Annotated in this window: 21 protein-coding genes, 2 pseudogenes and 2 other annotated features; of the genes and pseudogenes, 18 read left to right on the top strand and 5 right to left on the bottom strand. The window is 42.6% G+C overall.

All coding sequences use genetic code 11. The features are described 5' to 3' along the window. Positions 1-252 precede the first annotated feature (252 nt). A pseudogene (locus CVD23_RS14480) lies at positions 253-1866 on the top strand (bifunctional metallophosphatase/5'-nucleotidase); the annotation flags it as partial. Between the two features lie 487 nt (positions 1867-2353). Here CVD23_RS14480 and bioB read toward each other — a convergent pair. Beyond that, positions 2354-3355, bottom strand: a complete 1002-nt coding sequence (gene bioB / locus CVD23_RS14475; RefSeq protein WP_101578487.1) for a biotin synthase BioB — start codon at positions 3353-3355, stop codon at positions 2354-2356. An 18-nt stretch (positions 3356-3373) separates the two neighbouring features. Next, complete coding sequence (locus CVD23_RS14470) at positions 3374-3973, bottom strand: biotin transporter BioY (protein ID WP_101578488.1); 600 nt, start codon at positions 3971-3973, stop codon at positions 3374-3376. A gap of 299 nt (positions 3974-4272) precedes the next feature. Between CVD23_RS14470 and CVD23_RS14465 the strand changes: the two genes are divergently transcribed. The 7 genes from CVD23_RS14465 (at position 4273) to CVD23_RS14435 (ending at position 13165) form a co-directional block, all read left to right on the top strand. Next, a complete protein-coding gene (locus CVD23_RS14465; protein ID WP_101666412.1) occupies positions 4273-4521 on the top strand; it encodes a hypothetical protein in 249 nt (82 codons plus the stop codon). A gap of 599 nt (positions 4522-5120) precedes the next feature. After that, positions 5121-7187 carry a thioredoxin domain-containing protein gene (locus CVD23_RS14460; RefSeq protein WP_101578490.1) on the top strand — a complete coding sequence of 689 codons (2067 nt, stop codon included), beginning with the start codon at positions 5121-5123 and terminating at the stop codon, positions 7185-7187. A 219-nt stretch (positions 7188-7406) separates the two neighbouring features. After that, the gene (locus tag CVD23_RS14455; protein WP_101578491.1) at positions 7407-8156 is read left to right on the top strand and encodes a DeoR/GlpR family DNA-binding transcription regulator; all 750 of its coding nucleotides are present in this window, start codon (positions 7407-7409) and stop codon (positions 8154-8156) included. Next, positions 8153-9076, top strand: a complete 924-nt coding sequence (gene pfkB / locus CVD23_RS14450) for a 1-phosphofructokinase (protein WP_101578492.1) — start codon at positions 8153-8155, stop codon at positions 9074-9076. Before CVD23_RS14455 ends, pfkB begins: the two co-directional genes overlap by 4 nt. Before the next feature lie 2 nt (positions 9077-9078). Then, entirely contained in the window at positions 9079-10947 is a 1869-nt protein-coding gene (locus CVD23_RS14445; RefSeq protein WP_101578493.1) for a PTS fructose transporter subunit IIABC, read from the top strand. A 168-nt stretch (positions 10948-11115) separates the two neighbouring features. Beyond that, positions 11116-12375, top strand: coding sequence for a translocation protein TolB (locus tag CVD23_RS14440; protein ID WP_101666411.1), 1260 nt, complete (start codon positions 11116-11118; stop codon positions 12373-12375). Positions 12376-12541: 166 nt separating this feature from the next. Continuing rightward, complete coding sequence (locus CVD23_RS14435) at positions 12542-13165, top strand: flavodoxin family protein (RefSeq protein ID WP_101666410.1); 624 nt, start codon at positions 12542-12544, stop codon at positions 13163-13165. Between the two features lie 93 nt (positions 13166-13258). Here CVD23_RS14435 and cls read toward each other — a convergent pair whose 3' ends face one another. Next, positions 13259-14737 carry a cardiolipin synthase gene (gene cls, locus CVD23_RS14430; protein WP_101578496.1) on the bottom strand — a complete coding sequence of 493 codons (1479 nt, stop codon included), beginning with the start codon at positions 14735-14737 and terminating at the stop codon, positions 13259-13261. A gap of 234 nt (positions 14738-14971) precedes the next feature. Between cls and CVD23_RS14425 the strand changes: the two genes are divergently transcribed. Both CVD23_RS14425 and CVD23_RS22910 read left to right on the top strand, forming a co-directional pair. Continuing rightward, on the top strand, positions 14972-15772 hold the full coding sequence (locus CVD23_RS14425) for a DUF2935 domain-containing protein (RefSeq protein ID WP_101666409.1): 801 nt from the start codon (positions 14972-14974) through the stop codon (positions 15770-15772). Between the two features lie 232 nt (positions 15773-16004). Beyond that, complete coding sequence (locus tag CVD23_RS22910) at positions 16005-16088, top strand: putative holin-like toxin (RefSeq protein WP_219619929.1); 84 nt, start codon at positions 16005-16007, stop codon at positions 16086-16088. 274 nt (positions 16089-16362) lie between these two features. Here CVD23_RS22910 and CVD23_RS14420 read toward each other — a convergent pair. Beyond that, a pseudogene (locus tag CVD23_RS14420) lies at positions 16363-17604 on the bottom strand (MFS transporter). A gap of 302 nt (positions 17605-17906) precedes the next feature. On the opposite strand from CVD23_RS14420, the gene CVD23_RS14415 reads away from it, so the two are divergent. The 8 genes from CVD23_RS14415 (at position 17907) to trpA (ending at position 25694) form a co-directional block, all read left to right on the top strand. After that, positions 17907-18560 (top strand): MOSC domain-containing protein, encoded by a 654-nt coding sequence (locus CVD23_RS14415; RefSeq protein ID WP_180955670.1) that lies wholly within the window; start codon positions 17907-17909, stop codon positions 18558-18560. 95 nt (positions 18561-18655) lie between these two features. Next, positions 18656-18903, top strand: a binding site (T-box leader). Positions 18904-18938: 35 nt separating this feature from the next. Continuing rightward, positions 18939-19236, top strand: a binding site (T-box leader). A 71-nt stretch (positions 19237-19307) separates the two neighbouring features. Continuing rightward, a complete protein-coding gene (trpE, locus tag CVD23_RS14410) occupies positions 19308-20708 on the top strand; it encodes an anthranilate synthase component I (protein WP_101578499.1) in 1401 nt (466 codons plus the stop codon). Next, complete coding sequence (locus CVD23_RS14405; protein WP_101578500.1) at positions 20692-21303, top strand: anthranilate synthase component II; 612 nt, start codon at positions 20692-20694, stop codon at positions 21301-21303. The genes trpE and CVD23_RS14405 overlap by 17 nt, the downstream gene beginning before the upstream one ends. Beyond that, a complete protein-coding gene (trpD, locus tag CVD23_RS14400) occupies positions 21275-22300 on the top strand; it encodes an anthranilate phosphoribosyltransferase (RefSeq protein ID WP_101578501.1) in 1026 nt (341 codons plus the stop codon). The genes CVD23_RS14405 and trpD overlap by 29 nt, the downstream gene beginning before the upstream one ends. A gap of 1 nt (position 22301) precedes the next feature. Beyond that, the gene (gene trpC / locus CVD23_RS14395; RefSeq protein WP_101666408.1) at positions 22302-23096 is read left to right on the top strand and encodes an indole-3-glycerol phosphate synthase TrpC; all 795 of its coding nucleotides are present in this window, start codon (positions 22302-22304) and stop codon (positions 23094-23096) included. Next, positions 23093-23707: a phosphoribosylanthranilate isomerase gene (locus tag CVD23_RS14390; RefSeq protein WP_101578503.1), complete on the top strand. Its 615-nt coding sequence runs from the start codon at positions 23093-23095 to the stop codon at positions 23705-23707. Before trpC ends, CVD23_RS14390 begins: the two co-directional genes overlap by 4 nt. A 5-nt stretch (positions 23708-23712) precedes the next feature. Then, positions 23713-24912, top strand: coding sequence for a tryptophan synthase subunit beta (gene trpB, locus CVD23_RS14385; RefSeq protein WP_101666434.1), 1200 nt, complete (start codon positions 23713-23715; stop codon positions 24910-24912). Further along, the gene (gene trpA, locus CVD23_RS14380) at positions 24909-25694 is read left to right on the top strand and encodes a tryptophan synthase subunit alpha (protein ID WP_101666407.1); all 786 of its coding nucleotides are present in this window, start codon (positions 24909-24911) and stop codon (positions 25692-25694) included. Before trpB ends, trpA begins: the two co-directional genes overlap by 4 nt. On the opposite strand, the gene CVD23_RS14375 is transcribed toward trpA, so the two are convergent. Further along, positions 25695-26297 carry a class I SAM-dependent methyltransferase gene (locus CVD23_RS14375; RefSeq protein ID WP_101666406.1) on the bottom strand — a complete coding sequence of 201 codons (603 nt, stop codon included), beginning with the start codon at positions 26295-26297 and terminating at the stop codon, positions 25695-25697. Between the last annotated feature and the right edge of the window lie 20 nt (positions 26298-26317).

Below are 26317 nucleotides of genomic sequence, written 5' to 3'. Positions count from 1 at the left end.
CTACGAACAAAGCTTAACAAAAATTTTTCAATAAAATTACACTGTGTTCGAACATGCATAACAATAGTATTTTATACTCTGAAGCATAGAGGGATGCACTGCCAATACTATCAGTGCGAATTATTGTCACCTGAGTTCGGACAATAAGCAGTAAACATCTGTTCCCAAAAATGAAGAGGAGGGCAGTTATAGGGAAAGGATTCTCATTTGTTTTGATGTACATTAATTCTTGAAAAGGAATGGTGCGCCAGAATGAAGAATACACAGCAGGGGTATTTCGTGAAAAGGGCAGCTGTACTATTCGTTAGTCTGTTAGCAACAACATTTATCTCCCAATTCTCCCTATCAACTTCCCATTCAATTGAACAGAACATCGAGGTGCAGCTTCTGGGGATCAACGATTTTCATGGGCAGATTGATACATCCAAAAAAGTGAACAATCGGTCTGCCGGGAGGGCGGATTATTTAGCTGCATACTTAAAGGAACGAGAAAGAACAAATCCTAACACACTGCTGGTCCATGCAGGCGATGCAGTCGGGGGAAGCTCGCCATCATCCGCATTACTGCAGGATGAACCGGCCATTCATATGCTAAATGAACTAGGATTTGATGTCGGCACCGTTGGAAATCACGAATTTGATGAAGGTGTCCAAGAAATGATGCGTCTTATCGATGGAGGCAAACATCCTAAAACAGCAAAAAGGTACGGTGAATTCCAAGGTGCAAATTTTCCATACGCCGTTGCAAACGTAGTTGACAAAGATACGAACAAAACAATACTCGATCCCTATGTTATTAAAGAAGTTAAGGGGAAGAAAATAGGGTTTATCGGGGTCGTATACTCTGATACTCCTAATATTTTGGATTCGAGCAAGGTTAAAGATGTTAAGTTCACAGATGAAGTGACAGCCATTAATAAATATTCAAAAGAGTTAAAGGATCAGGGTATAGAAGCAATTGTTGTGCTTGCCCACAATCCAGGAAAATCCGAGATCGATGGGTCGAAACCAACTGGGGAAATTGTTGATTTTGCCAGACAAGTCGATGATGAAGTAGATGTAATCTTTGGTGCGCATAACCACACCTATTTGAACTCGGTAGTGGATGGCAAATTGCTTGTCCAAGCTTATTCCGCCGGAACGGCATTTGCCGATGTCGACCTCGTTATCGACGCTGCAACCGGGGATATAATCGAAAAAAAAGCGGAAATTATCGTAACCTATCAAGATGCAATCGAAGCGGATCGCCAAATGACTGAAATAGTCGCCGCATATCAAGAAGATGTTAGCGAGACGATTCATGAAAAAATTGGTGAAACCGGAGTGGAGCTGACAAGAGGGCAAAACGCAGCTGGAGAATCTGATTTTGGTACGCTAATTGCAGACAGCATGCGGCACACGATGAACACTGACTTTGCCTTTATTGAATCGGCTGGTATTCGTGCGGATCTTGATGCAGGACCGATTACATGGGGTGAATTGTTTACTGCGCTGCCATTCGGCAACCGCTTAATGAGTTTAACTATGACTGGCTCTCAAGTGCGCGATGCTTTAAATCAGCAGTGGTCTCCCAAGAAGCGTATGCTGCAAATTTCCGGCCTTAAATATACCTGGTCAAACGAATTACCAGCCGGACAAAAAGTGGTTGACATTTACTTACCGACTGGTGAAAAGATCAATCCTGACTCTGAATATTCAGTGGCCGTCAATACCTTCCTGGCTATGGGGAAAGACAACTTCACAGCATTTACTAACGGCAAAAACCGAGTAAAAGGCCCGGTGGATTTAGATGCTCTTACCGGCTATGTGGAAGCACAGCCAAAACCTATCATAGCTTCAGCTGGCAGTCGAGTTACTAAATTAAATAATGAATTCGTTCTTGCACCTAAAGTTGATCTGTATGGAGCGGTGGTTTCTAATGAACCATAGTAGAAGGGAAAATGGAACAAACCCGGTTCGATGACCGGGTTGTTCTTTTTAAACAGATTAAAACTTCGATCTCTACTTTGGTCCTATTGTGATATTCTCTGTTTTCTGCAAAAATAGTCTTTTTCAATTTAAGAAAGGGAGTTTCGATTAGAGAGTAAGCTTTTTGCCTCTATTTTAAGGGGAAGGTTTTCTGTACTCTTACGCTAGACATACGTATGACGGAACGCTCCTAAAAGAAGTGAGGACGCAGGAGATTCTAACAAGTTAAATACAAACACATTATCACGAATATTAGTAGTTTTCAAAGCTCCTGATAGCATTATGAAAACAAGAAAGGCCTATCGCTCAGACAAAATATCTCAGGTTAGGCCAAGTGGCAAAAAATGAAAGCTAAATGATTACCTTGAAAATACAGCCGCAAAGCTTATAATGCTGCAGTTTCAGCCTCTTCTTTAATAAAATCAATTTCGAATCCCAAATCCTTTAACATCTGGTGGTCTGCTGTGCCTTCCTGTCCTTCTGTTGTTAAGTAGTTTCCTAAAAAAATAGAATTTGCAGGATATAATCCTAGCGGTTGCAGGCTGCGTAAATTAACTTCTCTGCCACCGGAAATGCGAATTTCTTTTGAAGGATTAATAAACCGCATTAAACATAATACCTTTAAGCAATACCGCGGATTAAGTTCATCAACACCTTCTAATGGTGTTCCAGCGATAGCGTGCAGAAAATTTACTGGAATTGAATCAGCATCTAAAATTTTTAAGCTCCTGGCCATATCGATGACATCCTGCTGAGTTTCCTTCATTCCGATAATAACACCGGAGCAGGGGGAAATTCCGGCTTCTTTTATAAGTTGGACAGTATCTACCCGATCTTGATATGTATGTGAGGTTGTAATGGATTCATGGTGATTTTCAGATGTGTTGATATTATGGTTGTACCTTTCGACTCCGGCATTTTTCAATCTTTTTGCCTGATCTGGTTTGATGAGGCCGAGGCAGGCACAAATTTTAAGATTATATTTCTCTTTGATCTCTTCAACGGCGGAGACAACGGTATCGATTTCTTTATCACTCGGACCGCGTCCGCTTGCGACAATACAGTAAGTGCCAACATTAAGCTGGTACGCTTGTTCGGCTCCCTTCAGAATAGTCGTCTTATCTACCATTCTATACTTCGGAATTGGAGCAGTCGAAACACTCGATTGTGAACAATAACCGCAATTTTCCGGACATAATCCTGATTTAGTATTAATGATCATATTCAGTTTTACGTTATTTCCATAGTAAAATCTACGGATTAAGTAAGCGCTGTTCAGCAGGTCAAGAAGCTCCTCATCGGGACAATTTAGAATGTTGAATGCTTCCTCATCGGAAATTTCTCTGCCCTTTAAAACATCAAATGCAAGCTGTTTCCAGTTTTCCATCATAGTGTCCTCCTTGGATTAAGATGCTAAACGATTCGCTCTTTTAAACAGGCCTTTTGAAAGAACGGTTTTGTCTAAACGGTGGGCTAATAATCCAGCACAGACAGCTAAGAAGATATCTTTCGGAAGCGGAACAACCATCCAGAGCCATGCCATTGTATAGGTGAAACCTTCCGGGGCTGCTGCCCATAGCTTATAAGCAAAATACATCCAATTTGTTCCGAATGCGTAATTAATCATCATTCCCACTAAGGATGCAATGATATAAGTACTAACCGCTTTGCTTTTTTCAACAATTTTTCCAGCGAAATAAGCTGTAAAAATAAATGAAATAATAAAGCCGAAGGTAGGACTTAGAATATGTGCAAATCCGCCTCCGAATTTTGCAAAAACTGGTATTCCGAGCAGACCGACCAATGCATAAACGATCATGGCAATGGCTCCTAAACGGCTTCCCAGAATAATACCCGCTAAGATAGCAAAGAACGTTTGTAAAGTAATCGGAACACCGCCAACGACCATAAATGGCACGATTGACGTAATGTTTGCCCCTATACACATTAGCGCAACAAATAATGGTACAAGGGTTAAATCAAAAGTAGTAAGTTTCCTGTTCATCTTATCCCTCCTTGAATTGTCATAATCTAAAGATAAATCGGTTAGTTATCATATGTCAACCGAAATGTTATTTTAGTTGACAAAAAGTTCTCTTTGTACGGATCCGAGTTATCAGAAGCAAAGTAAAGCGATTCAAAGATCTGCCTTTTACGGGTAGCTAATTGTGGAAGGGGATTTTGTAATGAGGAAGTATAGAAGGCATATGGAAAAAGATAAAGGAAATCCGTTGAATTAAAAATTTACAACTATTACAATAAAATTAGATAAAGGAAAACCTTTGAAAATTGAGGTGAAATCTAATGAAGTGGCAAGAAGTCCGGGAAATTTATCCTAATCAATATGTATTGTTGTCTGTTATAAATGCTCGTATGGTAGGTAATAAAAAGATTATCGATGATGTTGCTTTAGTTCGTCCTATTAAGGATTCACAAGAAGCTACAAAAGAACTTATAAATGCTAGAAAAGATACTATTGTCTATCATACAGACAATGAAGAACTTGTCATAGAAGTTAGGAAGACATCTGGTTTGCGAGGCTTAAGAAGATGAAATTGTGTTATGAGAACGGTTTGATATCCACTTCAGTTGAAATAGGATAAAAGGAAGTACAAGGTTATCGAAAATGTTGTTATCGATACAGGTGCTGCCCATTCTATCATTGTTGTAGATGAAGTAGATGAAATAGACATTTTTTTTGAGCCCGACGATAGATTAGTCAGCAGTATAGGGATTGGTGGAGAGGAATATAGTTTCTCGAAAAAAAGTTGATTATATTAAACTCGGAGATACAATTGTTAACGTTGTTTACATTGATTTTGGAAATATACATGGTTTAAATATTACCGTAAGTTCAGCAAAAATTCCTATCTCCTCAACAACATCGGGGAAAAGATCGTTTCCGCGACTCCCGTATCAATGACAATGTTCTCAATCACAATTGAGTTTCCACGAAAGAAATGAATAAAAGCCCATCTCTATACTCGATGTTTATCATATTGACCCCTAAATCCGAATAATTATTTGATTTGAATTTCGATCTTCTCTTTTGCTTTTACAGGCATGGGTTTTTTCTTTTTATTGTGTGTATGCTAAGCTTTGAATGTCAACACCAAAAATATTCCAGAAGAACAAAAGGAGGTGGTGCCCATATGACAACGAACAATAAACCTAATAGATTAGCCAAGGAAAAGTCGCCGTACTTACTTCAACATGCCTACAACCCAGTCGACTGGTACCCTTGGGGAGAAGAAGCATTTGAAAAAGCGAAAATAGAAAATAAACCCGTTTTTGTAAGCATTGGTTATTCAACGTGTCATTGGTGCCACGTTATGGAACGAGAATCATTCGAGGATGAAGAAGTGGCCAAGCTTTTAAACGAGAGGTTTGTTTCAATCAAGGTCGATCGCGAGGAACGCCCTGATATTGATTCGATCTATATGAATATTTGCCAGCTGATGACGGGTCATGGCGGTTGGCCGCTTAATGTGTTTATTACACCGGACCAAAAGCCGTTTTATGCCGGGACTTATTTTCCTCCTGAGAGTAAGTATGGGGTACCCGGTTTCAAAGAAGTCATCACCCAGCTTTATGATCAGTACCAAAATAACCGGGATAAAATTGATACAATTGCAGCCGAGGCTACCGAAGCGCTGCGGCTGTCTGCAGAGCGAAGCGGGGCAGAACTGCTTTCTGCAGATGTCCTTCACAAAACTTATCAGGAATTATCGAACCGGTTTAACAGCATCTATGGGGGTTTTGGCGATGCCCCGAAGTTTCCGATGCCGCACACGCTGATATTTTTGCTCAAATACTACAAATGGACAGATGCAGAAATAGCTTTGAAAATGGTTGAAAGAACTTTAAATGCGATGGCGGATGGGGGAATCTATGATCACGTCGGATTTGGGTTTGCCCGCTACTCTGTTGATGAACAATGGCTCGTTCCGCATTTTGAAAAAATGCTGTATGACAATGCCTTGCTTCTTTACGCATATGCCGAGACTTACCAGGTGACCAATGACAGCCGCTATAAGGAAATTGTCGAGCAAATTGTCACTTTTGTTGACCGGGAAATGACCGATCAGCAAGGAGCTTTTTACTCTGCGATCGATGCGGATAGTGAGGGGGTTGAAGGCAAGTACTATGTTTGGTCAAAACAAGAGATCATAGATTTGCTTGGAGAAAAGAATGGGGAGTTTTACTCAAGAATCTACGATATAACGTCAAATGGAAATTTTGAAGGTGAAAATATCCCGAATTTGCTTCAAAGCAATATGGCCAAAACATTCTCAGAAGCTGGCTTGAGCACCGAAGATGGAAAACAAAAGCTTGAGGAACTTCGGAAAGTGCTACTTGAAAAACGTACGCAGCGCGTCTATCCGCATTTAGATGATAAAATTTTAACAGCCTGGAATGCACTGATGATTGCTGGGCTCGCGAAGGCCGGACAGGCGCTGCAAAACGAAGCGTATTTTGAAAAAGCTGAAAAAGCTCTGCAATTTATTGAAAAGCAGCTTGTCGTTGACGGTGAATTGCTTGCCCGATACAGGGATGGGGAAGCAAAATACCTGGCCTATTTGGATGACTGGGCTTTTCTGCTTTGGAGCTATCTTGAAATGTATGAAGGTACAGCGAATATGGAGTACTTGAGCAAGGCCGTTGAAACGGCCAGAAAGCTGCGGTCGTTTTTCTGGGATGAACAAGACGGGGGCTTCTTTTTTACAAGAGCGGACAGTGAGTCACTCATCGTCAGGGAAAAGCAAGCTTATGATGGGGCGATTCCTTCGGGTAACAGTGTGGCAGCCGTTAATCTTTTGAGGCTTGGCCATTTTACAGGTGACACTGAATGGCTTGATATGGCTGATGAAATATTGAAGGTGTTTAAGCCGGATATCCAAGCGTACGGATCAGGGCATACATTTTTATTGCAATCTTTGTTGCTGAAGGAATTCCCGATGAAAGAAGTCGTGATTGTGGGAGAAGCAAGACAGCGGCTTGAACTTTTCGAAGAGCTGCGATCAAAATATACTCCGGAATTGGCTGTGGTCACTTCAGCGAGTGATGAAGGTTTACATACAATCTATGAGAGAGGATACCGGCCACTCGCCGATCGTTCATTAACCGTCTATATATGTGAGAACTTCGCCTGTAAGCAGCCATTAACATCGAAGCACGAAGTATTGTCGGAACTAAAAATTAATGAAAATGAGTCGTAAAAGGGAATCGGAACAAAAAGAAATTATCAACCAAACACGCTATCTGTAAACGATGGTGTGTTTTATTTTTTAAATCAATAACCAGAAAATTATAAAATCAATCATAATCATTCAAAAACTATAAAAATATGAAAGGAAATGAATGATAATGATTGATTTTTGAAATCGGTTACAGTAAGATGGAACCATAAAGAGAAACGAGTTAAGGGGGTGGTTTACTTGCTGACACCAGAGCGTCATCGCTTGATCCTTCAATTGTTAAAGGAGAGGAATGTAGTCAAGATTCAGGAGATAGTTGAGTTAACTAATACTTCGGAATCGACGATTCGGCGGGATTTGATCCAATTGGAGCAAGAGAAGTTCTTAAAAAGGGTTCACGGCGGTGCTGCCAGACTACAAGGAAAACTGCAAGAGGCAAGCATGTCGGAAAAAAACTTCAAAAACCTTCATGAAAAAAGACAGATCGCTCAATATGCTGCAAGCCTGGTCGAAGAAGGTGATTGCATATATCTTGATGCCGGTTCTACCGTAATGGCGATGATCGAATATTTACCGAACGATATCGTTGTCGTCACAAATGGGCTGATGCACATTCATTTATTGCTTGATAAAGAAATCAACACGTTTTTAATCGGCGGCTTTGCTAAACATAAAACTAAGGCAATCATCGGCAGGGGAGCTCTTGCCAGCATGGAGAATTACCGCTTTGATAAATGCTTTATGGGGGTGAATGGGATTCATCCGCAATTTGGGTATACTACTCCTGATCAGGAAGAAGCACTCATAAAAAAAACAGCGATCTCTTTGTCGCGTGAGTCGTTTGTGCTTGCAGATGAATCAAAGTTTTCGGAAATCTCTTTTGCGAAAATTGCCGACTTGCACGAGGCGGCTATCATTACGAATCAATTAAACAAGGAAAATGAAGAGCAATTTTTAAGTAAAACAACGATAAAGGTCGTGACAGCATGATTTATACACTGACATTAAATCCATCCGTTGATTATATTGTCGAACTTGAACAAATAAACGTTGGAGCTTTAAACCGCACGATAAACGATACAAAATTCCCCGGCGGAAAAGGGATTAATGTTTCAAGAGTTTTAAAGGGAATGGGCATAAACAGCCAGGCATTAGGTTTTATCGGCGGGTTTACCGGACAATTTATTGAAGATTACTTGCAAAATGAAAACATTGCTTCACAGTTTGTTCGCGTAAACGAAGATACTAGAATCAACATCAAGCTGAAAACAGATAGAGAGACAGAGATTAATGCGAAAGGCCCGCTGATTACAAACGAGGATTATCAGGCACTTAAAAATAAAGTGCGTCAGTTGTCGTCACAAGACTTGCTTGTGTTGGCAGGAAGCATCCCAGCAACTATGCCGGAATCGACATATGAAGACCTTGTTGACATATGCAGTGCGAATGGAGCGCGGTTTGTAGTCGATGCAGAGGGAAACTTACTAAAGAATGTATTGAAATTCCGGCCATTCATAATTAAGCCCAATCATCACGAGCTTGGCGACCTGTTTGAAGCAACTATCGAAACTTGTGAACAGGCAATCCACTACGGGCAAAAACTCGTCGAAATGGGCGCGGAAAATGTCATTGTGTCACTTGCTGCAAAAGGAGCCGTGTTTATCAATGAAAATGTTGCGTACATTGCCGAAGTGCCTAAAGGAGACGTAAAAAGCTCGGTTGGCGCAGGAGATTCAATGGTGGCAGGTTTTCTTGCAAAATATGAAACGACCAACAATTTTAAAGAAGCATTTCAATATAGTGTCGCATCCGGCAGCGCTACCGCATTTTCGATCGGTTTATGCACCCCGGAAAAGGTTGCTGAATTATTGCCACAAGTAGTGATTAAGGAGTTCTTAAAGGAGAGATAAAAATGAGAATTACAGAGCTGCTAACGAAAGAAACAATTTTGCTATCAATGGACAGCCGCCAAAAATCGGGGGCTGTGGATGAATTAGTGGAAGTCCTCGCGAAAGCCGGAAAGATCTCGGACCGAGTTCAATTTACTGAGGCAATTTTAAAACGGGAAGAGCAGAGCACGACTGGAATCGGCGATGGAATTGCGATTCCCCATGCCAAAACGGAAGCTGTTATCGAGCCGGCAATCGTTTTCGGCAAATCGGTTGAGGGTGTGGATTATGAGTCTTTGGATGGCCAGCCGGCCCATCTGTTCTTCATGATCGCTGCTCCTGAGGGAGCCAACAATACCCATCTGGAAGCTTTATCGCGGCTTTCAACTCTTTTAATGAAGGAAGAAGTCCGCGCAAAGCTGATGGAGGCCAGAACAAAAGATGATGTGATCAATCTGATAGACAGCTATGATCGCGAAGATGAACAAGAAGAACAAACGATTTCGACTACAAAAAAATATGTCGTCGCTGTTACAGCTTGTCCGACAGGTATTGCTCATACTTACATGGCCGCTGATTCCTTAAAAGCAAAAGCAGCTGAAATGGGTATTGACATTAAGGTGGAAACTCGAGGATCTGGCGGGGCAAAAAATGTTCTGACTCCGGAAGAAATCGCAAACGCAGCCGCGGTCATCGTCGCTGCAGATACTTCTGTTGAAATGGAGCGCTTTCGCGGAAAGCATGTGGTCGAAACGCCTGTAGCCGACGGTATTCGCAAGCCTCAAGAGCTAATCACCCGCGCTGTTAACCAGGATGCACCTATTTTCAAGGGCGGTGCTGGAAAATCGGAGGACAATGAAGAGAAGCGCGGCGCAAAAACGGGTATTTATAAACACTTAATGAACGGTGTGTCAAATATGCTTCCATTTGTCGTTGGGGGCGGAATTTTAATCGCGCTATCGTTTGTATTTGGCTATAATGCTGCCAATCCCGAAGATCCTTCCTACAATCCTATTGCTGAAGCATTAAGCATTATTGGCGGAGGAAATGCTTTTGGCTTGATGATACCGGTACTTGCAGGGTTTATTGCATTAAGCATTGCCGACAGGCCTGGATTTGCACCTGGAATGGTCGGCGGTTTGATGGCTGCTACAAGTGGCGCCGGGTTCTTGGGTGGACTGATCGCCGGCTTTCTGGCTGGATATTTGGTTGTGGGTTTAAAGAAACTACTGGAGGGACTGCCAGCGTCTCTTGAAGGAATCAAGACGATTCTTTTATATCCGTTGCTCGGAATTGGTATAACTGGATTTATTATGCTTTATCTTGTCAACGAGCCAGTTGGAGCGATGAATAGAGCAATTACAGAATGGTTAACAGGACTTGGAACTGGAAACGCAGTTTTGCTTGGTATCTTGCTCGGCTTAATGATGGCTGTTGATATGGGCGGTCCAATCAATAAATCAGCCTACGTGTTTGGAACAGGCTTGCTCACAAGCGGTGTCTATGAACCAATGGCTGCAGTTATGGCCGCAGGTATGGTACCGCCTCTAGCGATTGCGCTGGCGACGACTTTCTTCAAAAATAAGTTTACCAAGCAGGAAAGAGAAGCAGGGAAAGTCAACTATGTCATGGGCTTATCATTCATTACAGAAGGTGCGATTCCATTTGCAGCTGCAGATCCGATTCGCGTTATTCCTTCACTTATGGCTGGGTCTGCGATCGCAGGAGCCCTATCGATGATGTTCTCAATAGGACTGAGAGCACCTCACGGAGGAGTCTTCGTTATTCCGCTGGTTGAAGGCAACGGTTTCCTTTACTTCGTTGCAATCATCGCAGGTGCGGTTGTATCTGCATTACTGCTCGGGTTCTTAAAGAAACCTGTAAAGGCTTAATAGGAAACACGAAAAGGGCTTCCCAACTTTGGGTGAGCCCTTTTTCTACATAAATTAATCGCCCGATGCTTTAAGGATAGAGGTATTTCATTTTAAGGGGACACGGTTAGGAAAAAGATAAATGCGAAGACTAACAGCGAAACTGAGTCATAATGGAAGGAGACGAATATGAAAACATTTATTCTTTCACTGACTGTTTTTGCATGGATTATTCACCCTCTTTCTTTTGTCAGGGCAGAGTCAACGAATGAGCTAAAAGCTGCGTTTATCAGAGATAATGACCTCTGGATTAAAATAACCGAACAGGAAACCAAAATTACAAACGGCGAATTTGTCAGATATCCTAAATGGTCTTATGATGGCAGCTATGTTGCTTATTTAAAGGACCAGAAACAAAATGAACCGCTCTATGAAGGCTCACTCTGGATTTATGATCTTAAACTGAATCAGCACTATAAAATAGACTCGAATGTTAGCAATAATTTTCAATGGGCACCAAACAAGAACACGTTAGCATATCAAACCGCGACAAGCTTACATATCGCCGATGCAGCTAAAATAGATAAAATCCACCAGATTGCTTCCCGAATCGAAAATTTTTCATGGCTTCCGGACGGAAGTGGGTTGTTAACCTCTTCTAAAGCCAATAAAAATATTTTTTCGGATATCAGACTGACTAGAATACTGTTCAACAAAAAGATAAATCAACCTGAATCGCACGATTTTTATACAGTAAAGGTGGGACAAGATGATTATTTTATCAGCACGAGCGAATTTAAATGGTCATTTGATGGCGCCTGGATCGCTTTTCAGCTAGTCCCCACTGCATCAATGTCAGCTGATAGCAATACTCTTTGTATAATTTCACGTGATGGACAGCATTTTCAAAAGATTGGTGAAATGTTATCTGACGAAGGATGGTTTCAATGGGCGCCAAATCACAATACGTTAGCTTATATAGAAGGGGTTGGCCGGACAGCGACACTTAATAAACATTTAAATGTCACAGCCATCGACAAAAAGAAAACCATTAATTATACGCCGGGGAAATTTGCTGATCGTGACTTCACATGGGTAAATGGGGATTTGCTTATCGCTACACGTTCATATGAAAGTGATCTTGTTGATATTGAACAACGGCCAATGCCGAGTCTATACAGAGTAAATATTGACACCGATGAACAAAAAAAGGTTACGACCCCTTTGGAAAAAGAAGGAGACTTTCGTCCTCAATATAACAGGGACAGTGATCAATTAGTCTGGATTAGGACGAATAGAAAAAGGGGAGATGTGTTAACGTCAAACCGCGATGGCTTAAATCAGATCAAGTGGATAGAAAATATCAAATTAGGCAGCTGGTATTATGAAAAGTGGAATTGGGATGAAGTTTTTTGCTTATATAAGATTAATGATTTTAAAGAGAACTGAACAATTCATCTCGAAAAACAGCCAACACAGTTAGTTTCAGTTAGGGACAACCAGCAGAAGGCTGACTTACAAACTTCAGCGGCATCTTCCTTAAATCCCCGCTTATTTTGTTTTGTTTTTAAGAAAAAGGTTAAAATGATACAGAGTATCGTGAAGGAGGATGTTTATGCCATTAAAAGCAATTTTTCTGAACTGTACATTAAAGAAAAGCCCTGAAGAATCCAATACGGAAAGCTTAATGTGCGAGGTCGAAAAAATCTTTACAAAGGAACAGGTTCAATCTGAAATGATCAGACTGGCCGATTATAATATCGCATACGGGATTTCAGCTAATGAAGGTATTGATGATGAGTGGCCTGATATTTTTGAAAAAGTAAAAGAGGCGGATATACTGATAATTGGAACACCGATCTGGCTTGGAGAAAAAAGCAGTATTGCGACGCTTGCAATCGAAAGATTATTTGGGGCAAGCAGTATGACAAATGAAAAGGGCCAATCCCTCTACTACAATAAAGTCGGCGGCGTTGTCGTTACCGGGAATGAAGACGGCGCCAAGCATGCTGCGGGGTCGATCCTTTATGGATTGTCGTATATTGGATTTACGCTACCCCCTAATGTTGACACTTACTGGGTCGGGGAAGCGGGTCCAGGCCCTTCATATATTGAAGCAAATGGCTGGGAAAATGACTATACGATGAAGTCGGTAAGTACAACTGGATATAATCTTGTTCATTTTGCCCGTCTGTTAAAAGAAAATCCGATTCCTGCAGAAGGAAATTTACTGGAGTGAAAAAGGCACATCCGTTGGGATATGCCTTTTTTGCTCGGATAATCCCGACAGATGATGGCGACCTGAGACCATTTTAATCTCGGATCTGCTCCTTTATAAAATCGGTGACAGCAGCCTTGACACGGATTCTTTGAAGCGGACCCGTGCAGAGCGGCTTTGATAGCTGGCCAGCGTCAATTCGTTCGAAACGAGTAAGTCTTCTTGAAAAATACTGCTAAGCTTTCTGGAGATTGTTTCATCGTAAAGAAATGCGTTGACCTCAAAATTCAGCTTAAAGCTGCGAACATCAATATTTGCTGTACCAACAGAAGAAATTTGCTCATCAACGACAAGCATTTTTGCATGGATGAAACCTTTTTCATAAATAAAAACGGTTGCCCCTGCTTTTAAAAGTTCCCCAATATATGACAGGGTCGCCCAATAAACGAACATATGGTCAGGCTTATTAGGGATCATGATTTTGACATCGATTCCCGATAAGCAGGCAATCTGTAGTGCATCCAACAGGCTTGCATCCGGGATAAAATAAGGTGTTTGAATAAGAATCGATTTCCTGGCGGAAGAAATCATTTTAATATAGCCGTTTTTAATTTGCTGCCATTCAGAATCAGGACCGCTCGTCACAATCTGCATCCCAACATAGCCCCTGCCAATTTCCTCGGGGAAATACTCTGGCGCGTAAGCGATATCCCGGTTATGAGAAGCCTGGTTCCAGTCAAGAATAAAACGAGTTTGGACAGCGTGAACAGCTGTGCCTTCAATGCGCAAGTGAGTGTCACGCCAATAGCCAAACTTCGGATTCAGGCCTAAATATTCATCGCCGACATTAAAACCGCCAACATAGCCAATTTTCCCGTCAATGATGACCAGTTTGCGGTGGTTACGGTAATTGAGACGCAAATTAATCAAGCGCAGTTTTGAAGGGAAAAATACTTCGACTTCTCCGCCGGCCTGGCGCAATTCTTTCAAAAACGATTTTGTGATCGTCCTTGATCCGAGATCATCATATAAAACCCGGACCTTTACACCATCTTTAGCTTTGACAGTCAGTGCATCGATCAACTTTTTTCCGAGTTCATCCCTTTTGATAATGTAATATTGTAAGTGGATATGATTTTTCGCAGCTGCAATATCCTTAAAAAGGCGCGCAAACTTTTCCTGCCCGTCGGTAAAAACTTCTACGCTATTATCTTCTGTTAAAACAGCATCATTATTTAATAAATGCATATGAATTAAGTCCTTGCTTGTTTCTGTAGCTTTATTACGAAAGTGGAATTGTTCCGTTCTTAACTCATGCAATTGATTCCAGAGCATTTTTTCAATGCCGATCTTTTTTCTGTCATCCCATTGAAAGAGATGGTAGCGGCTTAAGTTTTGGCCGAAGAGCAGGTATAGGATAAATCCAAGCACGGGAATGAAGAAAAGAACGAGCAGCCAGGCCCATGTGGAGCTGGCATCACGGCGTTCCCGAAAAATGACGAAAATAGCAAAAAGGAAATTCAGAATTAGAACAAGAACCAGTAAAATCGATGTTAAATTAAAACCAATGTTTGGATTAAGATTCAAGACCATATCATTTCCCCACAATCACAGCAAAAAATACCTTCTGTAGTTCAATTATAAAAAACATCCTAACAAAAGAATAACACGTTATTGTTCAAAATCTAAAACTTGATGATTGTCAGTTGGCATTTTAAAGAGTTGGAGCCGGGGCTGGACTCGGATCGATTTATAAAATTTTCATTGTCATAAATACATAAGTAAAAAGATAAGTATCAATGTAGGCAGTGAGAAAGGAGAGATAGCGTGGCTTCCACTTTTCAGAGTTCAGCTCGGTTTGAACACAGGTTTTGGCTGCAAGTACTTGGGGATCACAGCCGGTTTATTCACGATTCGCTCGCACCAAGTGAAACAAAGGATGTCGAGGAGGCGGATTCTTTTATCTATCGATTTGACCAACTGCTAGAGAGGGTTAATGCAGGCGATTTAATCGAGCTAAGTAACGTAGCGGATCGCGAAGCGAAACAAATTCGGGAATTCAAGCTTTCGTTACTTGCCAGACATTTGCAAGGCCACATAAAGATGAGCCTATCCCCAACATTTATTAACCATATGGTTAATGAAGTAGAAGAATATATACGAGTTCTCGATTATTTAAAAAATGGGCAGACACCGCCAATATTCCATGAACTGCATCATCATCTCGTTTGGTTGCTGGATGCTGCCGGACACGCAGGTGCCATTAATGACAATCTGGACCAGATTGAAAAACAGCTAAAGGCAAAAAGCATGATGTATGTTAAAGATTTTGAAGCATTTTATCTGAAGGCCGTTGAAATGACCGGCTATTTGCGAACGAACCTTGAATCGTTTCCGGCATTGACTCGTATGAACAAGGAAGTATCGTTGGAAATACAGCTGTTTATGAATTTTCTCAACGAGCTTGAAGAGCTAGAGCTGTCAGCACAGGCGCTGGGAACTTTTGCTCCATTGATGGCAGACCATATGTATCGGGAAGAATGCTATTATTTAACTAAGGTAGCCGAATCGGCTTCATTAGAAAGGCCAGGGTGTGATCCGGGAAAGCCAAGAATTGAAGCTGAATGAACCAGCATCCCGCAGGTAAGCAAGACTTTTCACTTTCAAAAAAATAAATGTGCTAACGGTCAAGCTTTGTTGAATGGGTAATTTTTAAGTTTCCGGGATAGGAGCATAGTCTCAATTTGCAGAAAAACAGAACATCTGTTCTATACATAGGACGAATCTGTGTTATACTATAGAGGCGATAGTTTGTTTCTCAAGGGTGGTCGGCTAGCCCCGTACGAAAGGGGGTGATGCTATGTCGGTTTTTGAAGCGATGATGATGATGTTGTCTTTTGCCAGTTTAATCGTCGCAGTGATTACCTTCAACCAAAAAAAATAGACCTCCCTTGACCGGCAAATTGAGGGAGAGGTCTATTTAAATATGAGATAGGCCGATCCCCTATGGGAACGACTATGGTACGCCGCAGGTGCAGCAACACTTGCGGTCGTTTATATTTTATGCAATCTTCAACTAAAATAATAACATAGAACGCCGAGAATGTCACGATTAATCCGGATTGCAGGAAGCTGAACGTTTTGCAGAGGTCACAGTTGTTATATTTTATATCCGTTTTGATCACGGCCGGGCGCGTCGAGATCTAGACCTTGCTTGTTCACTGTTCTTTATCAGGCTTTATTTCCTTGAAAGCGATTAGAGCTGCAACAAAACTAACCCCACCCAGTAGGTAAAAGATCCAATTATGTGCATGTTCCATCAATATCGCCATGACAGGCGGACCGGCAGCCACCCCGATAAAACGCATCGAGCTATAAATGGAAGTAATTGTGCCCCGTTCTTCTTTTTCGATTCCTTCGGTGATCAGAGCGTCCATACAGGGAAGGGCGACTCCTATTCCAATGCCACTTAGGGAAAACATTCCGATCAAAAATACAAGCTGCTTTGAAAAACTCAACATGCCAATTGATACGGAAAGCAAAAGGATTCCCCCAAATGTAATCCATTTCATCAACACCTTGTTTTCTTTAATTCTTTTCCCGGTCAGATAAGATGACAGACAAAGCGTACCTAATGGCGCTGCCAGAAGCAGGCCTTTTTTTAAATTTGTAATCCCGTATTTTTTTTCGAGAATATCGGAAAGGAAAAACAGTACCGCGAAGAGGACAAACATTAAGATCATTCCAATTGCAAAGATAGCGTAAAGCCATCTTCCATTATCCGTGAATATTTTTTTTACGTTAAAGAAAAATTGTTTAACTGGAACTCCCTTTTCATTTTTGTTCGGCGTTTTAACAAGCAAAAACATTAAGATAATTGATATTGTACAAAAGACCGGGATTGCAAAGAATGGTGCGAACCAAAAAAATCCGGCAAGAAATGCTCCCAAAATCGGGCTTAACACCTTGCCGAGCGTATTGGAAGTTTCGATGACGCCAAGAGTACTGCTGACTTCGTCATCTGTTTTAAACATGTCACCCACGAGAGGGAGGACAATTGGTGCAGCTCCGGCAGCCCCTACTCCTTGCAGCGATCTGCCAATTAATATCAGCCAATAGCCGTCATTCATCTTCCAGGCAGCCCAGCCGGAAATTAGCCCGCCAATTGCTGCAATAATCAGGCTCGGTATAATCACTTTTTTTCTGCCAATATGGTCGGAAAGGTAACCTGCGAGCGGAATAAGAAAAATGGCAACAACTGAATAGACCGTTATAATCATGCTTTATTGAAAAGGGGAAATATTCATTATTTTTTCCATTTCGGGCAATACGGGAATCAGCATTGAGTTGCCGAGAGTCATCACCAATGGGATCGAAGAAATGGATAATATCGCCCATCTTTGTTTATGTAAATCGATGCTTTGCAGTGGGGATGAAAGCTGGTTACGAGATTTTTTCATGATATTCCGCCTTTATATTTGAATAAATTTCAAAAGCATTTCTTTAGTTGAAAAACGAACAATTATTTAAAATTAATACAGTATTATTCGCTTGATACTAAATTCTTCTCGTTTATTTAGACAATTAAATTCGTTTTTCGGTGTAGCTTAATACATTGAGAAATTTACTCATTTACATAAGTTTACTATTTGCATTTTTGTAATAAAAAATTTGTGGAACAGGTGCGATTATAAATAAGCCCAATGAAAAAAAGAAGGAAAAACCGGCTTAAGCGGCGAAAAAGAACATGGGGGTGATAAAGATGCATAACGCTGCACCAATCATATCGCTGTCAGTCGGAGAACCAAAAGACTTCCGATGGCAGGGACGAGAGGAAAAATCGGCAATCTGCAAGAAACCGATTCAAGAGGTGCTGTTAACGAAAGAAGGGTTTATTGGCGATGGAGTCGCGAATCATGAGTTCCACGGCGGCCCCGAGCGCGCAGTTTGTCTTTATCCTTTCGAACATTATTCTCTATGGGAAAAAGAGTTCAAGATCCCGCTCCAGCTGCCTGCGTTTGGGGAGAATATCACGATTGCGGGAATGACAGAAGCGGATGTATACATAGGAAATATTTACAAACTGGGAACTGCAGTTGTCCAAATTTCTCAGGGGCGGGTTCCATGTTCAACAATTTCGAAGCATAATGCCATCGACGAGTTGTTAAAAAGAATAGTTGACACAGGATATACAGGATATTTTTTCCGGGTCCTGGAAGAAGGAATGGTTTTTGAGAATTCACATATGCAATTGGTAGAAGAAAACGAAAAAAAGGTATCGATTTTATTTGCCAATCAGACTCTTTTTCATGACAGGAAAAACAAAGAGGCGATTGAAAAAATCCTTGAGGTTGAAGAGCTGGCATCTGTTTGGCATGAAAAGCTTAAAAGAGAACTGCAAAAGGAGCAGTTGTAAGTTGTGTTTTAAGAAGCGTAAATATTTTTAAAAAATAGAATTTGCTTCTTGACATTTTTTATGATTGTAATTATTATTGAAAACAACAAATCAAACGTACGGCGATGACGAAGATTAGTAACTTTTACGGAAACTGCAGAGAGCTGATGGTTGGTGCAAATCAGTGTCGATGTAAGAGTGAATGGACTTCAGAGCCTCCGAACCGAACTTCTTTACGAAAAGTAGGCTTTGGCGAACAGTCTCATCGTTACAAGAGACAGATATTAAAGCAAATGCTTTGATGTCGCAAAGTGAGCTGAATTTTAGCTAATCAAGGTGGCACCACGGGTCTCTCGTCCTTTTGTTGACGGGAGGCCCTTTTTGTGTTGAAAATTTGATAATAAATCGCTGAGTAAGAAGAGTAAGCTGATCGATCTTCGTTCCAGAGAGCCGGGATTGGTGGAACCCGGTACAAGAAGTCAGCTGAATGGCCTTACGAGAGGTGCCTTGAACGCCAAGTAGGGGTACACGGACTTCCACCGTTAAAAGGATAGGATATCGGCTGAGCTGGAGTATTCCTCTTTAGAAGCGTATTCGTTTCTAAAGTTGTTTCCGAGTTTAGCTTGTATCTGAACGAGGGAGCCATTACGGCTCCGAACTTGAGGTGGCACCACGGTCCAGCATAATCGTCCTCTATATACACGTCCTTCGCGTGTGTATAGGGGACTTTTTTATTTTCAGAAACAGCGTTGAAAGGAGCTTGGGTGGATGAAAAGTTTATTGGAGAATAAGAATCTAATCGTTGAACAACTAGAGGGGGATACCTTCACACCGATTTTAATTTTTCAACGGTTATCAGGACGAAAAAAATTTTTATTGGAGAGTTCGCTTAAATATGAGGCTTCAGGAAGATATTCTTTCATCGGAACAGATCCGGTCTTCGAACTTACCGGCAATGGAGATAGAACAACCATTAAGACTGAGACCGGGCAGGAGCTAAGACATGAAAAGCCGCTTGAAGTATTAAAATCACTGTTGCCGGAAAATGGAGCAGCCGATTTCCCACTGGCGGGCGGGGCTGTTGGTTATGCCGGCTATGATGTCATTCGACAATACGAGAACATCGGCGAAAACTTGCCTGATGAGCTGAGTATTCCCGAGGTTCATTTTATGTTTTATGAAGATGTGATCGTCTTTGACCACCTTGAACAAAAAATCTCAATTGTCGCATCCCCGCTACGAAAAGAAACGACCATTGACGAGTTAAAGGATCGGATAGCGAAAAGGAAAACCGAGTTATTGGCGGGTGGGGAAACAAAGCTTACAAACGACGCAAACCTTTCAGCATTCAAAGCCTCGATCAGCAAAAACGATTTTATCGAAAAGGTTGCAAAAGCAAAAAAGTACATTTCAGAAGGCGATATTTTTCAAGTCGTTCTTTCACAGCGGCTGCAGGCAACATTCACGGGAGATCCTTTCTCATTCTATCGAAAGCTCAGAGTCGGCAATCCTTCCCCCTATATGTACTATCTTGATTTTGGAGATTATGTAGTGGCGGGATCTTCGCCTGAAAGCTTGATTAAAGCTAACGGCAAAAAAGTAACTACAAACCCTATCGCCGGTACAAGGCCGCGTGGTAAAACGGAGCAGGAGGACAGGATGCACGAAAATAGTTTACTTGTGGATGAGAAAGAACTGGCGGAGCATCGCATGCTTGTCGATCTGGGCCGAAACGACTTGGGCAGGATCTGCGAATTTGGCACGGTCCATGTTGATAAATATATGGCGCTTGAAAAATTCAAGCATGTGATGCACTTAGTTTCCGAGGTGACAGGAACGCTTAACGAAAATTATAAACCGATCGACGCATTAATATCATGCCTGCCAGCCGGCACTGTCTCGGGAGCTCCGAAAATCAGGGCGATGGAAATCATTAATGAGCTTGAAGAAGTGAAGAGAGGCGTCTACTCAGGGGCGGTCGGCTATGTCTCCGCCAGCGGCAACCTCGACTTTGCGCTTGCGATCCGGACGATGCTTATTAAAAACGACAAAGCATATATCCAGGCAGGAGCGGGAATTGTATATGATTCTTCCCCGGAAAAAGAGTACGAAGAAACGCTTCACAAACTAAAGGCCTTTTTGGAGGATCAAGATGATATTGCTAATTGATAATTACGATTCATTTACTTATAACCTTTATCAGTATTTCGGTGAACTCGGTGAAACGGTTACGGTTGTCCGCAATGATGAAATCAGCATTGAGCAAATTCAACAACTAAAGCCGGAAGCGATCGTCCTGTCACCAGGTCCGGGCCGTCCCGAGGCAGCCGGCATTTGCATCGAAACGATCACAACTTTTTATAAACAGATTCCGATTCTCGGCATTTGTTTAGGGCATCAAGCGATCGGTTATGCATTCGGGGCAAAAATTGACGTCGCTAAAAAGATTATGCATGGAAAGATTTCACAGTTGACCCATTCGGGCACTTATATATTTCAATATTTGTCACAGCCGATCGAAGCGATGAGATATCATTCACTCGTAATCAGCCGCGGCACCTTGCCAGAAGAATTTCAAATCCTGGCCCGCTCCATGGATGATCAGGAAATCATGGCGGTCAAACACGAAGGGTACCCGTTATTTGGGATGCAATTCCATCCTGAGTCAATTGGCACAGGACTTGGAAAGCAGATACTAAAAAACTTTTTGAGCGAAATAGGGAGGGAGTTTGAAGATGAGAACGTATCTTCAAAGGCTATCTGAACGGGATTCATTAACTGAAGCAGAAATGAAGGAAGCAGCTCTCCAGCTGCTTTCGGATGATATTACAGACAGCGAGATTGCGGCATTTTTAATCAGCTTAAAGACGAAGGGCGAAACCGTCGATGAGATCGTGGGACTCGTCCAGGCATTGAGGGACGCTTCCTTGCCCTTTCAAAAGAAGTTTAACGATGTCCTGGATAACTGCGGTACAGGTGGCGATGGCTCGAAAAGCTTCAACATCAGCACAACTTCAGCATTTGTGATTGCTGGTGCCGGAATTACGGTTGCCAAGCACGGCAACCGGAGTGTCTCCAGTAAAACGGGAAGTGCCGATGTCCTTGAACAGCTTGGTGTAAATCTTGCTTCGTCGGTAGAAGCAACCGAAGAGATGCTTGAAAAAATCGGGATTGCCTTTTTGTTCGCGCCTAATGTCCACCCGAGAATCAAGCAAATTATGAAAGTCCGCAAAGACCTGCGGATCCCGACCGTTTTCAATTTAATCGGTCCGCTCACTAACCCGGTTAATTTGGATTATCAATTGCTTGGAACATACCGCCGTGATTTTTCGGAAATGTTTGCAAATGTGTTAAAAAAATTGGGCAGAAAGCGCGCCGTTGTCGTGAGCGGGGCCGGCCATATGGATGAAGCATCGCTGCAAGGAGAGAACCATTTAGTTATTCTTGATGCCGGTGAAATAAAAAAGCAGGTTCTTCTTCCTGAAGAAGCAGGGCTGTCGCAATATGATAATCAGGAAATCAAGGGCGGGGACTCCAGGGAAAATGCTGAAATTTTACAAGCTGTTCTCAAAGGGAAAACAGGAGCTTACCGCGATACGGTTCTTTTAAATGCCGGGATTGGCATCTATGCCGGCGGAAAAGCAGCATCAATCAAAAAAGGGATTGAGCTTGCTACAGAGAGTATAGACTCTGGCGCTGCCCTTGATAAGCTTGAACAATTAATTGAAAAAACACGTTTTTATCAACAAGAGGTGATTTAAGATGGCGACGATTTTAGACGAAATAATCGCACAAAAACATCGGGAACTCGGCGAAATCAAGCATGCCCTTGAGGAAAAACGCGGACAAGACAGCTATCATAAAAGATCGTTCCTCGAAAAGCTGAAGCTGGCAGATGAACTAAGGATTATTGCCGAATTTAAACGCGCTTCACCGTCGAAAGGCGATATTAATATCAAGGCGGACCCGCAGGCACAAGCCCGCGCGTATGTAGAATTCGGGGCAGACGCAATTTCTGTTTTAACGGATAAGAGCTTTTTTAAAGGCTCATTTGCTGACCTTGAGGCGGTGAGGGCAGCGGTGGATAGCCCAATTTTGTGCAAGGATTTTATGATCGACAGCTCACAGATAGAGCTCGCAAAACGGTCCGGGGCCAACATCATTTTGTTAATCGCGGCTGCCCTGGAAAAAGACCAGTTAAAAGAATTATATAATTATAGTATTGCAAACGGCCTTGAAGTGTTAATAGAAGTGCATAATGACAAAGAACTCGATACTGCGTTGGAAACCGGAACAAAGCTGATTGGCGTAAACAACCGGGACTTAAAGACGTTCAAGGTTGATCTCGGAGTAACCGAAACGCTCGCTCCACAAATTTTAAACGCTGGTGCCTTTTTAGTCAGCGAGAGCGGATTGAAAACAAAGGCTGATGCGGAAAGAGCAGTCCGGGCTGGTGCAAATGCAATATTAGTTGGAGAAGCGCTGATGGCTGCCGGTGGGCTGGAAGCACAATTAAAAGGCATGAAAGTACCGATGATCAAGGCGGAGCAGCGATGAAGGTAAAAATATGCGGAATAACGGATAGTATAACGGCTCAAGCCGCAGTAAAGGCTGGTGCCGATGCGATCGGATTTGTTTTTGCGGAAAGCAGCAGAAGGGTGACGCCCGAGCAAGCAGGCGCAATCGCCGCAATCCTGCCTGGTCATGTCCAGAAGGTTGGCGTGTTCGTTAATGAAACGATTGAACAGATTGAAAGAATTGCGAATACGGCCAAGCTCGACCTGATTCAGCTTCACGGAGACGAATCACCGGAATTCTGCAAGGCGATAAGCCTTCCGGTGGTAAAAGCAATAAGTATCAGCACCTCTGAAGATATGAAAGAACTGGTGAGGTATGAAACTGAATACGTGCTTCTTGATAGTCCGAAAGGGAAGTACCGTGGCGGAAACGGCACGAAATTTAATTGGGAGCTTGCCGCCGAGGCGTCAAAAAGTGAAACAAAGGTTATACTTGCCGGGGGACTGAATGCAAACAATGTTGCCGAGGCAATTGGAAAAGTTGATCCCTATATGGTTGATGTCAGCAGTGGCGTTGAAACAGACGGAAAGAAAGATATAAGTAAAATCAACAGATTTATTGCGATTGCAAAACAAGCAGGAGAGGAATGATCATAATGACATACACATTACCGGATGAGAAGGGTCATTTTGGAAAATACGGCGGAAGATTTGTTCCAGAAACGCTAATGCAAGCTGTCTTGGAGCTTGAACAAGCATATCACAAAGCGATTGCCGATGAATTTTTTCAGAACGAGCTTCGTGATTTGCTTACGGATTATGTCGGACGGGAAACGCCTTTATATTTAGCGAAAAATTTAACGAAACACGCAAACGGTGCAAAAATTTATTTGAAACGTGAAGATTTGAACCATACTGGGGCCCATAAGATCAACAATACAATCGGCCAGGCGCTGCTCGCTGTCCGAATGGGCAAAAAGAAAATTGTTGCAGAAACGGGGGCTGGCCAGCATGGGGTTGCAACGGCAACGGTCTGTGCCCTCCTAAATCTTGAGTGCGTCATTTTCATGGGCGAAGAAGATATTCGCCGCCAGGAGCTTAACGTTTTCCGGATGGAACTGCTTGGGGCAAAGGTTATCAGCGTCGCATCGGGGAGCGGAACATTGAAGGACGCTGTAAATGAAGCCCTCCGGTACTGGGTAGCCAATGTAAATGACACGCATTATATTTTAGGCTCGGTGATGGGTCCGCATCCATTTCCGATGATCGTTCGTGATTTTCAAAGCGTGATCGGGAATGAGACAAAAGCCCAATATGTTGAAAAAGAAGGCAAACTACCAGAAGCCGTTGTCGCCTGTATTGGCGGCGGCAGCAATTCAATGGGGATGTTTTATCCGTTTATAAAGGACGAAAATGTCCGTCTTTACGGCATCGAAGCTGCAGGTGCCGGGCTCGATTCCGGACGCCATGCAGCCTCACTCACAAAGGGAAAGCCGGGTGTTTTGCACGGGGCGATGATGTATCTGCTCCAGGATGATGCCGGGCAAATTCAGGAAGCTCATTCGATTTCGGCGGGATTGGATTATCCGGGAGTAGGCCCTGAGCATAGCTTTTTGCGTGATTCAGGAAGGGTCACATATGAATCAATTACCGACGACGAGGCACTTGATGCGCTGCAGCTGTTGTCGCAGCTGGAAGGTATTATTCCGGCACTCGAAAGCGCTCATGCTGTAGCATACGCTTTAAAGCTCGCGCCAACGATGGCCGCTGACGAAGCGATCGTCATTTGTTTATCAGGCCGGGGAGACAAAGATGTACAAACAGTAAGAGCTGTGCTGGGAGGGAAACAATCATGAGCAACAGATTGGAAAAAGCATTTGCAGCAGTAAACGACCGAAATGAGAAAGCTTTTGTCCCGTATATCATGGCTGGTGACGGGGGACTCGAATCGTTAAAAGAAAAACTGCTATTTCTTGAAAAATGCGGCGCAACCGCCGTCGAACTTGGCATCCCATTCTCCGATCCTGTCGCAGACGGTCCGACGATTCAGCGGGCGGGACTGCGCGCTTTGAAAAAGGGTACAACGCTGCAAGGTGTTTTAGAGGCTTTAGAAACAATTCGAGATGAGGTCTCAATCCCGTATTTAATTATGACCTATATGAACCCGATTCTCGCTTATGGGCTGGATTCATTTATTGAATCAGCAACCAGGGCAGGTATTGATGGCTGTATTATCCCCGATTTGCCTGTTGAAGAGGAAGATTTGATTGCACCAAAATTAGAGGAAGCGGGAATCGAACTGATCCGCCTTGTCACTTTGACAAGTCCGCCTGAACGGATAAAAGAGATTTCCGAGAAAGGAAATGGCTTTCTTTACGCCGTCACCGTAACAGGCATTACAGGAGCTCGAAGTGGATTCCAAACAGAAATCGGAGCCTATCTCCAGAAAGTAAAAGAAGCGAGCAACAAGGCTGTGCTGGCGGGATTTGGAATCTCAACACCTGACCATGTCAGAGAGTTCTCTCAATATTGCGATGGTGTCATTGTCGGCAGCCGAATCATTGATTTGTTTGAGGCTGATGATTTAAAGAGCATTGAACAGTTAATACGAGCAGCGAGGACGGTCGGCACTGCATAATTACGGTTTTTTTAATGCTGTCACACAGACAGTCCGGACCGGGCGAAAATGTTTATAAAAGGCAGTGATTTGTTGAAAGCCGGCTTTTTCAAGGTCGGCTTTAATTTTTTTACCTAATTCGGCTGCTGTCCCGTTGTTAGCGTCTTCTTCACGGGGCTGGACGGTAAAAGCAATTTTTCCGCCGGGGGCAAGCATCGCGAGTACATTTTTAAGAGATTGGGACGGTTTTTCCCAGAGCGGATAGTTATTAACAGAAAAGATCTTATCATAATAATCTGCGGGCGCCTCGAATTCAGCAATATCGCCAGTGTAGAGCTGGACTTTGCCAGACTTGATCCCTTCTTCATTCACTTTTTCCGCTTCCGTTTTCATCTTGTTTGATACGTCGACTCCATCGATTGTGACCTGCTCATACTTTTCAATGATATGTTTTATTGCATAGCCAGGACCATAGCCGATTTCGAGAATGCGATCGCCTCGCTTAATGTCCAAATGGTTGATTGTCCATTTGTTGATTTTTCGATTTTCAAAAAACATGATTTTCCCGGCTATTTTTCCTAACAACCCTTTTGGCTTTTCAAATTGATTAACAAATCCCGACATTTTACCACCTCAATACGATA

The sequence above is a fragment of the Bacillus sp. V33-4 genome, assembly GCF_002860225.1.
GTDB classification, from domain to species: Bacteria; Bacillota; Bacilli; order Bacillales; family Cytobacillaceae; genus Bacillus_BJ; species Bacillus_BJ canaveralius.
This window is presented reverse-complemented; position numbering and strand designations above follow the sequence as displayed.

Coding starts and splice junctions, on each gene's coding strand:
- CVD23_RS14405 (WP_101578500.1), top strand. CDS start 20,692: ATGATATTGCTAATTGATAATTACGATTCATTTACTTATAACCTTTAT.
- CVD23_RS14375 (WP_101666406.1), bottom strand. CDS start 26,297: ATGTCGGGATTTGTTAATCAATTTGAAAAGCCAAAAGGGTTGTTAGGA.
- CVD23_RS14435 (WP_101666410.1), top strand. CDS start 12,542: ATGCCATTAAAAGCAATTTTTCTGAACTGTACATTAAAGAAAAGCCCT.
- CVD23_RS14470 (WP_101578488.1), bottom strand. CDS start 3,973: ATGAACAGGAAACTTACTACTTTTGATTTAACCCTTGTACCATTATTT.
- CVD23_RS14460 (WP_101578490.1), top strand. CDS start 5,121: ATGACAACGAACAATAAACCTAATAGATTAGCCAAGGAAAAGTCGCCG.
- trpB (WP_101666434.1), top strand. CDS start 23,713: ATGACATACACATTACCGGATGAGAAGGGTCATTTTGGAAAATACGGC.
- CVD23_RS22910 (WP_219619929.1), top strand. CDS start 16,005: ATGTCGGTTTTTGAAGCGATGATGATGATGTTGTCTTTTGCCAGTTTA.
- trpA (WP_101666407.1), top strand. CDS start 24,909: ATGAGCAACAGATTGGAAAAAGCATTTGCAGCAGTAAACGACCGAAAT.
- pfkB (WP_101578492.1), top strand. CDS start 8,153: ATGATTTATACACTGACATTAAATCCATCCGTTGATTATATTGTCGAA.
- bioB (WP_101578487.1), bottom strand. CDS start 3,355: ATGGAAAACTGGAAACAGCTTGCATTTGATGTTTTAAAGGGCAGAGAA.
- CVD23_RS14465 (WP_101666412.1), top strand. CDS start 4,273: ATGAAGTGGCAAGAAGTCCGGGAAATTTATCCTAATCAATATGTATTG.
- trpD (WP_101578501.1), top strand. CDS start 21,275: ATGAGAACGTATCTTCAAAGGCTATCTGAACGGGATTCATTAACTGAA.
- cls (WP_101578496.1), bottom strand. CDS start 14,737: ATGGTCTTGAATCTTAATCCAAACATTGGTTTTAATTTAACATCGATT.
- CVD23_RS14445 (WP_101578493.1), top strand. CDS start 9,079: ATGAGAATTACAGAGCTGCTAACGAAAGAAACAATTTTGCTATCAATG.
- CVD23_RS14415 (WP_180955670.1), top strand. CDS start 17,907: ATGCATAACGCTGCACCAATCATATCGCTGTCAGTCGGAGAACCAAAA.
- CVD23_RS14390 (WP_101578503.1), top strand. CDS start 23,093: ATGAAGGTAAAAATATGCGGAATAACGGATAGTATAACGGCTCAAGCC.
- CVD23_RS14440 (WP_101666411.1), top strand. CDS start 11,116: ATGAAAACATTTATTCTTTCACTGACTGTTTTTGCATGGATTATTCAC.
- trpE (WP_101578499.1), top strand. CDS start 19,308: ATGAAAAGTTTATTGGAGAATAAGAATCTAATCGTTGAACAACTAGAG.
- trpC (WP_101666408.1), top strand. CDS start 22,302: ATGGCGACGATTTTAGACGAAATAATCGCACAAAAACATCGGGAACTC.